The organism is Aquimarina ulvae, from assembly GCF_053613295.3.
On record NZ_JBSIBP030000004.1, the window covers coordinates 241611 to 254379 of the forward strand.

Here is a 12769-nt window from a genome sequence, read left to right on the forward strand (position 1 = left end):
AAAATATCGTAAGCTTATGTTCTCTAAATTCTATGACATAAAAAATTTAAAAGGGGATTTTACAGGTGGACTTGTTGCAGGTGTAGTTGCCCTACCACTTGCATTAGCCTTTGGAGTACAATCAGGAATGGGTGCTACTGCAGGATTATATGGCGCAATAGCTGTTGGTATTTTTGCCGCTTTATTTGGAGGTACCCAAACTCAGGCGAGTGGCCCTACTGGTCCAATGACCGTGGTATCTGCCACATTGGTTGCTGCTGCAATAGAAATGAACGGATCTCTGGATAATGCTATGAGTATTATTGTACTTACTTTCTTGTTGGGCGGACTCTTTCAGATATTGTTTGGTTTTTTAAATATTGCCAGTTATGTAAAATACTTCCCGTATCCGGTAGTATCAGGGTTTATGAGTGGTGTAGGTCTAATTATTGTTATCTTACAACTCTTCCCGTTTGCAGGTTTAAGTTCTGCGAAGTCTACCACGGCAGTTATTCAGGATATACCAAGGCTTTTTTCTGATGCTAACCCATATGCACTATTATTAGGGGTAATTACTATTGCCGTTTATTATATCTTTCCTAAAATAACAAAAGCTATTCCTAGTGCTTTGGTTGCCTTGATAGCTGCCTCGTTAATAGCTTATTTCACTAAAATGGATGTTCCTTTAATCGGTGAGATTCCTTCTGGGTTACCTACGCTTCAGCTGGATGGGGTTTTTGCAATCGATTCCGGTGCTTTGGCAATGATTATAGAATATGCAGTAGTATTTGCTGTGCTTGGAAGTATTGATTCTTTGTTAACCTCTGTAGTTGCTGATAATATGACCAAAACCCGTCATAATAGCAATCGTGAACTCATTGGTCAGGGAATTGGCAATATGATTGCTGCCGCCATCGGGGGTATCCCAGGTGCAGGAGCTACCAAAGGAACTGTCGTTAACATCAATGCAGGCGGAAGGACCAGACTATCTGGAGTACTACATGGGTTGTTTTTACTTACTGTATTATTAGGCCTCGGAAAGCTTGCAGCCCATATCCCTCTTTGTGTATTAGCAGGTTTGCTGATACCGATAGGGTTTAAAATTGTAGATTTTAAAGGTTTAAAACATTTATTAAAAGTACCAAGAGCTGATGCTATAGTACTTATTTTGGTATTGTTTATTACGACATTTGGGAGTCTTATACAAGCTGTTGGTATTGGTGTTGCATTAGCTTGTTTACTGTTTATGAAAAAGGCTGGAGATCTAAGCGAACAAGGAATGGAGGTTGGAAATATTGCTGATTTTGATGGTTCAAAACCTTGGCAGGATGAGATTGAATTCTACGACACCTATAAGGATAAAGTGATCATTAAGCATTTGTATGGGCCTTTATTCTTTGGTTTTACTTCGTACTTTAAAGATCAAATTAAGGCATTACAAAAAGACGTAAAAGCAGTTATTTTAAGAATGGATCGGGTACCCTATATCGATCAATCAGGCATCTACACCTTGGAAGATACAATTTTTGACTTACGTGAACAGGGCATTGAGGTTATACTCGTAGGTCTTAAAGAACAACCAAAGGATATGTTGAAGGCTGTAGACCTCATCCCAGATCTTGTTCCTGAAGATGATCTGTTTGAAAATATAGAGGATAGTTTTGTGTATTTAAGAGAAAAGTTTAAGCAACGCTTTGCGACGGTATAATTTGATTTGGTGCATAATTAATCAGTAAACTATATAGTAAGGGAAAAACTATATTAGGTCGTGCCAGAAATAACTGGAATACAATTTGTTTAATGGAATTAGTAGATCTCCTAATCTTTATATTAGTAAGATTTACGAAGCTGAAAAAGAAAGGAACTACAAGAGGTTGATGCTGATCTTCTTTTGCATAGAACATTTTGTTAGCGTTTGTATTGCTTCTACAAAATCTAACCTTAGAATTAATATCATTATTGAAACTCTAAAAGAATTAGTTTTGCAGAATTCTTCTTGCTATCAAGTTTTCTTTATCAATGTAACAAACCCTAAAATCATTCGTCGATTAGAAAACATAACATATGAATTCTAATAAAAAAACTGCCAGATTAGCGGGACTTATTTACTTGATTCTCATTATTAGTGGTATGTTTAGCTTACTATATGTCCCTTCTGAATTAATCGTTTATGATGATCCCGCGACCACTGTACGAAACATTACAAATGGCACTACATTATTCCGATGGAGTATCATAGGTGGATTGATATGTTATAGCACGTTTTTAGTATTACCCCTAATTCTTTATAAACTCTTAGCTCATGTGCATAAGTCACACGCCATTTTAATGGTAGCTTTTGCTTTAATTAGCATCCCTGTTTCGTTATATAATATTGGCCATAAATTTGATGTACTTACTTTAACAAACGGAGCAGCATACCTTAACGTTTTTAGTCCCGAAGAATTACAAGCGCACGTTATGTTATCGCTGAATGCATATAATAATGGGATTATAATTGCACAAGTATTCTGGGGGTTGTGGTTATTTCCTTTTGGGTATCTGGTTTATACATCCGGAATTTTACCAAAGTTTTTCGGTATCTTTTTAATGTTGGGTGCTCTTGGCAACATCATAGAGTTTATTGGTGGATTTATGATTGATGGCTATTATGATCTTGGCATTGGATCCTATATCGGCATTCCTGCTGCTATTGGAGAAATTGGAATTTGTCTCTGGATGTTTATTGCAGGTGCAAAGAATAATCCGAAGAATTAAATAGCTGTAATGAACAGGATAGTATGATCAGCTGGAAAACAAATACAGCTCGTAGTCTTCTTTAGAAAATTAATCCTTTTCTTTAACACATTTTTAACCCAATAAAAAAGTTAGAAAAGCTCAAAAAAAACGACATTTAGTAAAAACAATATTCGTATCATGAGTCTTTCCAAAATTTCTTTTACCAATGCAGAAGGTCAAACACTTTCGGGTCGTTTAGAGTTACCAGCAGATCAATACCCGCATAATTTTGCACTATTTGCGCATTGTTTTACGTGTAATAAAAACCTGGGAGCCGTACGTAATATAAGTCGTGCCCTTACTTCTCAGGGATTTGGTGTGTTACGTTTTGATTTTACAGGGTTAGGAGAAAGTGAGGGTGATTTTGCCGATACTAATTTTTCAGGAAATGTAGAAGATCTCATTGCAGCGGCTGATTTTTTGGAAACAGAACATCAAGCCCCTTCCCTACTTATTGGCCACTCTCTTGGTGGTGCCGCCGCTATTTTTGCTGCTGCCAAAATTAATTCCATAAAAGCAGTAGCTACTATAGGAGCTCCATCCGACCCTACTCATGTACAACATTTGTTAAGAAGTAGATTGGAAGAAATACAAGCAAATGGTAAAGCTGTGGTAAACCTCAGCGGAAGGGATTTTACCATTAAAAAACAATTTTTAGAAGACCTAGAAACCAAATCATTATTTACCGTAGCTAAAAATCTAGATAAAGCATTGTTAGTGTTGCACTCACCACAAGATACTACAGTCGGTATCAAAAATGCGGAAGAAATATATCATGCTGCTAGACATCCAAAAAGTTTCGTGACACTGGATGGTGCAGACCATTTATTAATGCGAAAAGAAGATTCTATATATGCAGGAAAGGTGATTGCTGGTTGGTCATCTAGGTATGTAGATATTCCTGAAGAACCGACGTTAAAAAGTCAACATCACGTGGTTGCCAGCCTTGGAGATGAAGAAGGGTATACAACACAAATGAAAGTTGGAAACCATTATATGGTTTCTGATGAACCAGAAAGCGTAGGTGGTAACGATTTTGGACCTTCTCCATATGAACTTGTTTCTGCCGGGTTATCAGCCTGTACCGCTATGACTATAAAAATGTATATGGCCAGAAAAAATTGGGATCTTCAAAATGTAGAAGTGCATACCAGCTATGATAAAAAGCATATGGAAGACTGCGAAAACTGTGAGGATCCAGCAGCGAAAATAGACACATTCGAAAGAGCAATTAAACTGGAAGGTAATCTGGATGAAAAACAAATCCAGAGAATTCTACAAATTGCAGATAAATGTCCAGTACATAAAACACTTCATTCAGAAACACAGGTACTCACCAAATTGATTTCTTGAGTTACATATGTATCAAAAAGGGAAGCAATACAGGACTTACGCTTCCCTTTTATCATTATGAAAAGTATAAAATTTTATTATCTTACTCAGACCAATATTTTAGTATTACTTCGATCCAGCCTTCTGGTGTTTCATTTTCAGAATTCACCTCGATAATTGCAGAAGATGCTCCATCAAAATAACCGTCGCGTGTATCAAACCTGTATGTTCCCGTTGGAAGGCTTTCAAAAAGCCCTACTTCATATCGAGAATCGAAATAAACTTCTCCTGTTTCTAAATTTGTAGCCCCATAGCCTGGTAATGTATTTGCTGGAATCTCCTGACCAGACCATTCATCTATTAACTTAATCACAACATCAAATCGTACTTGGCTTTTTTCTTCAATAGTAACGCTGTTACCTTGTTCAATATCCATATCTTTCTCACAAGAGAAAGACAAAAAGATTATAAATAAGAGTATGAATTTTTTCATAAATTTCATCATAGCATTAGGTTTAAGAGTTAAAATATAAATATCTAAATAAATCTCTTCAAATTTATTATGTAATGATTACCAAACTGTTATTTCTATTTTTAGAAGAAAAAAACCGCTAATCTAAAATAGATTAACGGCTATTGAAGCATTTTACCCCCAAAATGCTTTCACTAATAGTGCTTCTACTGCTTTACCAAGCGTTTTGTTTCTATTGTGTTTCCATTGTTATCCTCAATTGATAATAAAATAATACCCGATTGTTGTAAACCATCCAAGATTATCCTGGTTTTTCCAGAGGAAATGGATGGTAAAACTTGATGATACAGAATTTTACCTTGTAGATTATAAAGTACAACTTTATGCAATTTATCTGATTTTATCGAGGTTACAATTGTTAGTTCATCCGTAAATGGATTGGGATATATATCGAAAAGTATTTTTTTAGGTAATTCTTCTATTGGAGGTGATTGTATTTTAGATAGATCCGTATGTACTCTTATGGTTCCGCAAGCTCCCAAATTTATCCAGCCAGACGATGTACGTTCATATAAATACCCCGCATAAGTAACTTTATCGCCAGCCGTATAACTAACATTATTTTGCCAGGAAGCAACACCTTCACAAATATCTGTTAAGGTTCCACCACCAGTAGTATAAGTAACAATCAATCTTGCGGCATTATTAGCGCCACCCTCATATGAATCAGCCACTCTTTTTGCAGATGTACTGGTAAGACTTACTCCTTTTCCGCGAATAATAAAACTGGCATTATTACCCGATGTCCACCCATTTTTATTTACAAGGCTTTGCATCATATTTTTTAAATTAGGCGAACGTTGTGCATTTCCATTTTGACCACTAGACCAAGACGATGGATTCCATGTTACTTTACTAGAAAAAGTGCTTCTGTTAGAAACTTTATTAGCATTGCTAAAGGCCGGAGAGTTGCTATTGTCATGTAATGCTATTTCGATCTCAGTATTTGCACTGTTACTTTCATCTGCGGTAAATTGAAGGTATGCATTTGTGATAATCGCATCTTTTGGCAATGCCAAAGATCTAAACCTAAGACCTATTGTTTGAAATCCAGCGCTGCTATAACTGTCATAAACTAATTCCAGGTCACTACTATTGGTATATAAATCCCCATTTTGTCGCTCTTCTACATCATCACTACCAGTAGATATTGAAACTTCGATACTTCCGTTATCGGGATCCGGATCTACAGTAGTTCCTTTATTAATCGTAACTACGCTTCCATTAGAGGGATTCCATATATCCAGATTGGATGGAATCTGAAAGACATTATTATTGGATACTGAACCCACTTGTGGTGCATTATCTACTTTGATGGTTCTGGTTTCGATTTTATCTTCATCCACGAAGATCCACTTAAATTGATTAAACCTAGCTGAATTTCTGGTCCAGGTTTTGTTATCATTATTAGATCGCAATGGCGCGCCCCAACACCCTTCTCCTGCATAAACAGTTCCATTTTGATCATCTCGTATAAAGCCTTCATCACTTCCTGATCCTGTACCAGGTCGAACTGGCCATGTAGTTTTTACGGTGTGGGCATCGCACTCTATTACTAATTTGACACCCTTGTCATAAAATAGCTGAGCCCAATTATTGTACTGACTATTACCTTCTGATTTATAAGATACGTGTGGGCGCATTGGTTTGTGGTATTGCGCTATTTTCCAAATCACACCAGTATTTGCATTCAAATCATTTTGCAACCATGTAGTTTGATTTCCGGAGATAGAGATTTCGGTATTTAAGGTATAGGTTCTAATTAGGTCATCACCAAAAGTCAGGGCATAATATACACTGGATGATGGCGTATCAAATAAGTTATACACGCTGTTATTATTATCCTCGTGATTTCCTCTTGTTGCCACAACAGGAAACATTCTGCCATCTGGAGCTGTTGTTAATTGCCAATCATTAAACCAAGTTTGCCATTGACTATTGGTATCATTATCTGTCATATCTCCACCAAATAAAACGGCATGTGGCTTTAATTTAGCTACCAAACGATTTGCATTTTGTCTAGGTGTTCTATTATTTCTAGAATCCCCTCCTGCTATAAATGAAAGTCTACTTTTATCAGCAGGTGCAGTTTTAAACCAAAACCGATCACTAGTGCCCTGACTGTCTTTAACCACAAAATAATAAGCGGTATCTGGTTGCAATCCGGTAAGTCTGGCAAACGTATTATTCATTCCTTTATAAGAAACAGTTCTATCAGGTGATTTAGAATTAGGGTAATTACTGTGGTCCGTACCATAATCAGTAGTTCCGTAATATACTGTAGGATTAGATCCAGATATTTGATTCCATCCGATGACTACAGAAGTTGCGGGATTATCGCGCAAGGTAAGTCTATATTTATCGTTGGAGCCATAAAGTTGGGATCCCAAAGCGATTAAAAGTAGTGTAATAATTTGTTTCATTAGCGTTGATGATTAGGTTAGCTTTGTCAAATTTAGAACATATCATAATCAAAAAAACTAGTATTATAGAATCTTAATTATTACTTAATTTCGATGCCTTAACATTAGAAAAAGCATAACCTTTGCTTTACAATCAATTAACACGTCATTCTGTTTATTTGTATGATGAAAAGTGATCAATTACAACTACTCCTCAAGTTCTGTGTATTTTTAATTTTCCTTGGTAGAGCATGGCAGCATATCTTTTGGGATGCTCCATATCGAACGTTCTTTTGGGATGAATCCCTTTTAACGAATTTCGTAGAAGGATTATTTAACACTCCTTGGCAAGAATATGCAACGAGCAAAAGGACTGATCAAATTATTCAACGTGGAATCAAAATCAATGGATTCATATACCTTATAGCTTCGGTCTCATCCTTGGCTATACATCAAAAGAACTTTAAGTGGCTTCGGATTCCTATACTATTAGGTGGTATAAGTTTGGTATTACTGACCTTACTAATGACAAAAGAGAAATTTTATCACACTGCTCAATTTTTTGAGCACAGTATCCAATTTGGATTACCCTTTGTTTTGTTATTTAGTTATTCTAACAACCTTATCCCAGCACGATTGGTGTTTATACTTAAGCTATTAATAGCTTTTACCTTTTTCTCACACGGATTATATGCTCTCGGGTTTTATCCGGTTCCAGGAAAATTTGTGGATATGACCATTCACATTCTTGGATTTTCTGAGACTAACGCTATTATGTTCTTACGTGTAGCCGGTATCTTGGATTTTATCCTTGCGCTTTTAATTTTTCTACCCGGTGTTCAGATGTATGCTCTGTGGTATGCTGTTATATGGGGATTATTAACTGCTCTAGCAAGAATTGCAGCTAATTTCTATTGGGACTTTCCTTTACAATCCATACATCAACATTTGTATGAAGTATTATATAGGCTTCCACACGGATTGACTCCTTTACTTGTGATTTATTTTATTAAAAACCACAAAGGTCATAAAACAAAGAAGACTGCCTTTATAAGGCAGCCTTCTTAATAAAATTTATAAATAATAAATCTATTTAATTACAAATCTTTGTGTTTCGCCTTGAACTTTTAGCAAATACATGCCTGTTTCAAGATTACCTACATTGATTGTTTTACTACCATTGATAGTACCTTGTCCAACAATCTGTCCTACTACATTAATAATAGTGTACGGATTATTATCATTCTTTGCTTCTTTCATTGAAACTTGCAATATTCCTCCTCTTTTCAGCGGATTAGGTGCAATAGTGAATTTAGAAATGCTTTCTTCGTCTTCATTTCCTAATATAGGAGTTGTAGGTCCGAAATCTGCTACTACAACTGAAGATCCACAAGATCCTTCATAAATCTTAACATTAGAGAAGATCGAATTATTTCCTGATCCGGCATCATTATCATTAATAAATACCAACCGATCCATATTTCCTGTATAGAAGTTTCCAACAGGAATCACATACGTAGTAGTTCCTCCTGAATAGTTATCAAAATTAGTGATCCCATAATTCTGGACACCGTGAACTTTGAAAACCCTTGTAGAAGTCAATGTATTATCATTTTCAAAAGCAACTCCATGAATTTCTCCTTGAGAAGTGCTGCTAAAATCAAATTCTATCACCGTATTAGAAGTCACTGTATAGCCCAGTGGAATATATTTCCAAGTGTTATTAGACATCGATAATCCTGCTCCACCATTTACTATTGAGAAATTACCTGAAGCATCCTGATTAGCGAATGGATTAATTGAGAAATCATTAAAATTGATTGCATCACAGGTGTCTGGGTCTGGTCCTCCTGTATCTTCTCCAATACTTAAATCATCGATGGTAACATCTCCTTGCCAGCTTGATCCTGTAACCGTATTCAATCGTAGTTGTACGCTCCCATTTCCTGCATATGCAGATAAATCAACTTCTGCAGTATTCCAGTCAGTTCCTTGGGCTCCAGACCTGCTAAACACACTTGTCCAATCTCCGGTATTATCGGTTCTGGCTTCTACATCAAAAGTTCCTACTGCATTACCGACCATATGATATTGGAAGCTCAATGTCGGAGAAGTTAATTCACTGAAATCCAAACAAGGTGAATTAAGGATTGCTCTTTTATTAGGGAATCCCGCACCGTTTCCTGAGGCCTCAACATAGATATATGAAGTACCATCAACTGCACCGCTTGGTCCCGTTCCATTTGATGGAGTTCCATTAGAATCCACGGTCCAATCTAAATCATCTCCAGAGTCTTGTGACCAGTCACCAATATTTCCTTCAAAGCTTTCGTTATAAGGGAATGTATCTATATCACCAGAACACTCATCTCCACCTGGTCCAGGTCCACCACCATCACAAGGATTAACAAATGATACTGTTTGATCTGTTTGTCCGTTAGTACCGCCATTATTATTTTCATTGGCATCCTGACCAACACCACGTTCAGCAAAGGCCTTCCAAATAATACATTCGTATTGTCCTCCATATAAATCCTGATCCGCTTGAAGAATACCATCTCTACCAGAAACGAATCCTGGGTTGTTTGCGGTATTTTTTAATCCCTCTATTACTAAAGCCATAGCGATATTGTTACCACCAGTTCCGTTATAAAAATCTGGATCAAATCCTTCTGCATCGATCAATCCCCAAGTCATATCCCATAATATAGTAGCAAATGCATATCCAACTCCGTGTGGTCTTGCCAATCCTCCTATATCTGCATAATCAGTGTTGTTTACCGATCTGTCAATAGAGTAAGGAGTCGGACGAATACCATTCCCACTAGTCGGTTGGTTTAGGGCATATGTACCTATTCCTCTTGAATCTGTACCTGTATCTCCCGCTCTCATTGTTAACATTAACCCAAACCAATCAGACCATCCTTCTCCCATTTGTTCAGAACCTCCTAAGTTATTAGAAGACGGTCCTCCTACTAATCTAATAGAAATACCGTGTCCATATTCGTGAGCAATTATTCCGTTATCTAAATCTCCGTCTCTATCAGGATTTGGACTTGTCCATAAGAACATTTGCATTCTAGGATTACCACCATCACCTGGTGTTGCGAAGTTTGCATTATTACTTCCACTACCATCTTGTGCATCCGCATTTACAGAGTCGCTACCTGCTCCACCTCTTCCATAATTATTTTCCTGAAAGTTACCACTAGCTTCATCAAAACCATATTGATAAAATACGTCGTGCATAATATTGTTCCAGTAAAAGAGATTTGTGATCGCTGCATCGTCATAAGTAGTTGGTCCTTGACTAAGATCTATCGGAAAATTAAAATCCAGACTCGCGCCTCCACTCGGAGAAAAACCTGTACCATTATTTCCGTTTCTATCTTCCTGAGCCCACACATTATTACCTCTGGTAATGGTAAATTCTGCTCCTGCACTACCATTAGTATCGTGCCATCCAAAAGGAGACGCTGTAGCATCTGCAGGATCTGTTACTATCGAACGATTTCCGTGACTTGGACTTTCTACAGGCATTGCGTATACATTATATGAATCCGGAGCAAGCGCTGCTGTTGCCTCTGCTTCTGTAGGTACCGTTGGTACTGCCTTATCTACTAAAACAGATTCTCCATGATTGTGAGATTCGTGATCAGGCGTTCCAAAATTACAAGAGATCACCCAGTCCTCAGTATATAAAATTTTACCAGATGTGGCATCCACATTTGCATTCCACCAATGCTGACCATCTTTCTGATATAAGCTTACTCTCCAGGTCAGTATTAACTTATCGTCCTGCTTAAGATAAACTTGTTTTGCCTCAATAGGCTCTAAAGTAATACCAGAATTTTCAAAAACCAAAGATCCATCAGATGCGCTCTTAGACCTTACTAATTGTGGCGATTGTAACTTATGAGCTCTTGCTACATTCATAATCGCATTTTCAGGAGAAAGTGATGCTTTTGCAGAAGTTACTTTAGACTTGATATCCTTTACGAATTGATCAATTTCCCAAGTTACTTTCTCGTTATTCTTTACAGTCAACTTATACGTTGCGTACTGTATAGGAATTCCCTGATAGTACTGCTGCACGTAAATGTGCTGTATTGCAGGGTTCAATGAAGGAACTACGTTTGTTACTTTCCACTCTGATACATCTTCTGTAGTCAAAGCTGATTTTTCTGTCGTGTTGTTGAGATGATTCTTTACAATACCATCCATAATGTTTTGTGCAAACATTGCTTGTCCTATCAAAAAGGTAAATAAGACAAACGAGTACATTTTTTTCATATATATAAATATTAAGTTTGTGTTAACTAAAATTAACAAAATCCAAAGCATCTATTACACAAACACACTATCACTGAATAAAGTTTAACAATTTCACTCTTTCAATAAGTTTTATTCATGATAAAAAATAATTAATAGTATCGTGACTACCAATCGTTAGTTAGCCTACATAGATACTAGAGTTTAGAATAAATTGTTTTATCAATTCCCTACAATCACTGACAATCAGAATAATAACTATCCCTTTTCCTTATTACGGTATACCTGTAGTATTTTTTTTAACTTTTTTTAAAAAAACCAAACTTCTAATGCTCATTTACCCTATTTTGATTAACAAATAAAAAAAATCGTTAAACAACTTATTCTAACCTTTTGATATCCTTACTTAAAATAATTCTATACTTTTGAATTGACATCCCAATATTGAAAAGTTTTTAATATTGATTTGCTTGTAGTAAATAGCGCATTAAATTACCTTACCTAAAGATCAAAAGAGACACTTGAAAAGTCCGGTTTTTGAAACTTCCTTATATAAAACACATAGTATATTAGTTCCAATAATGATTGCCGAGCCATTTATAACTCAAAATCATAAAAGAGTGGTTATTAAAATTCAATTTCAGGATGTATCTATTCGATTTCACGCAGCTTTGCTAAAAAGAAAAGATCAATTCTCTTTCATGTTTAGTAAAAAAAAGCAGCAACAATTAGGTGTTTTTCCAAATGATTATTTTAGAGTTCAATTAGTAGAGGATACCTCTAAGTATGGAGTAGAAATACCCGAAGAACTCGAAGCTGTGCTAGAAAGCGATCCTGAGGCTTCAGAAATCTTTGAGTCTTTTACAGATGGAATGAAAAGAAGTCTAATTTATTATGTACTTGGTTTCAAAAACTCTCAGACAAGATTAGATAAGGCTTTAATCATCACCGAAAATCTAAAAATGGGTATTAAAGACAAAAAACAATTGATCAAAAAAAAATAAAATTAATTTTTATAACAAAGTAAAAATTGCTTCTGGAAGAAGTAAGCAATTCTATTTTTTACGGATTCATCGGTATTAACATTATCAGTTACTCTAATATTTTTGAATGTTTTGTTAAGTCCGGTTATCATTTTCACTAACGGAATTTCCGCCCCTTTATCAATTATCGGTTTTACTACGGTAATCTATCTGATTGTTTATTGGGATCCGAAAAACTCAATAAAAAGAAGGAAAAAATGCTTACTAAAGAAGGCAAAGAGAAGTATGATAAAATGTTATTACACTTAAAAGGGATGAAATCTATTTTTGCTGCAGTAATTATCTTTAGTTTCTATATTAGATATACTATAGAAAACTCTTCTGACATCGTTATTTCTCCTATCGAAAGTGATATTACGAAAATTCAGGGAATTAAGGACGAGTAAAAGTTATTTTCAGAATGCAAAACTACTAGAAGATTTTGATGTTCA

The 12769-nt window shown here is 35.9% G+C and carries 9 protein-coding genes; 6 read left to right on the forward strand and 3 right to left on the reverse strand.

Annotated elements, in window-relative coordinates; genetic code table 11:
• The first annotated feature begins 16 nt into the window (after positions 1 to 16).
• The 3 genes from ACWGOQ_RS10790 to ACWGOQ_RS10800 all read left to right on the forward strand — a co-directional run bounded on the left by ACWGOQ_RS10790 (position 17) and on the right by ACWGOQ_RS10800 (position 4110).
• Positions 17 to 1687 carry a SulP family inorganic anion transporter gene (locus ACWGOQ_RS10790; RefSeq protein ID WP_452058192.1) on the forward strand — a complete coding sequence of 557 codons (1671 nt, stop codon included), beginning with the start codon at positions 17 to 19 and terminating at the stop codon, positions 1685 to 1687.
• 356 nt (positions 1688 to 2043) lie between these two features.
• A complete protein-coding gene (locus ACWGOQ_RS10795; RefSeq protein WP_452058191.1) occupies positions 2044 to 2736 on the forward strand; it encodes a DUF4386 domain-containing protein in 693 nt (230 codons plus the stop codon).
• 159 nt (positions 2737 to 2895) lie between these two features.
• A complete protein-coding gene (locus ACWGOQ_RS10800; RefSeq protein WP_452058190.1) occupies positions 2896 to 4110 on the forward strand; it encodes a bifunctional alpha/beta hydrolase/OsmC family protein in 1215 nt (404 codons plus the stop codon).
• A gap of 82 nt (positions 4111 to 4192) precedes the next feature.
• Here the strand turns inward: ACWGOQ_RS10800 and ACWGOQ_RS10805 are convergent, their stop codons facing one another.
• Positions 4193 to 4594 (reverse strand): hypothetical protein, encoded by a 402-nt coding sequence (locus tag ACWGOQ_RS10805; protein WP_452058189.1) that lies wholly within the window; start codon positions 4592 to 4594, stop codon positions 4193 to 4195.
• Between the two features lie 173 nt (positions 4595 to 4767).
• Positions 4768 to 7044, reverse strand: coding sequence for a fibronectin type III domain-containing protein (locus ACWGOQ_RS10810; RefSeq protein ID WP_452058188.1), 2277 nt, complete (start codon positions 7042 to 7044; stop codon positions 4768 to 4770).
• A 162-nt stretch (positions 7045 to 7206) separates the two neighbouring features.
• On the opposite strand from ACWGOQ_RS10810, the gene ACWGOQ_RS10815 reads away from it, so the two are divergent.
• Positions 7207 to 8091: a hypothetical protein gene (locus ACWGOQ_RS10815; RefSeq protein ID WP_452058187.1), complete on the forward strand. Its 885-nt coding sequence runs from the start codon at positions 7207 to 7209 to the stop codon at positions 8089 to 8091.
• A 21-nt stretch (positions 8092 to 8112) separates the two neighbouring features.
• Here ACWGOQ_RS10815 and ACWGOQ_RS10820 read toward each other — a convergent pair whose 3' ends face one another.
• Complete coding sequence (locus ACWGOQ_RS10820; RefSeq protein WP_452058186.1) at positions 8113 to 11316, reverse strand: M36 family metallopeptidase; 3204 nt, start codon at positions 11314 to 11316, stop codon at positions 8113 to 8115.
• A 599-nt stretch (positions 11317 to 11915) separates the two neighbouring features.
• On the opposite strand from ACWGOQ_RS10820, the gene ACWGOQ_RS10825 reads away from it, so the two are divergent.
• Together ACWGOQ_RS10825 and ACWGOQ_RS10830 are read left to right on the forward strand one after the other, a co-directional pair.
• Entirely contained in the window at positions 11916 to 12299 is a 384-nt protein-coding gene (locus tag ACWGOQ_RS10825; protein ID WP_458202748.1) for a YdeI/OmpD-associated family protein, read from the forward strand.
• A gap of 236 nt (positions 12300 to 12535) precedes the next feature.
• Positions 12536 to 12724 carry a hypothetical protein gene (locus ACWGOQ_RS10830; protein WP_452058184.1) on the forward strand — a complete coding sequence of 63 codons (189 nt, stop codon included), beginning with the start codon at positions 12536 to 12538 and terminating at the stop codon, positions 12722 to 12724.
• Positions 12725 to 12769 lie beyond the last annotated feature (45 nt).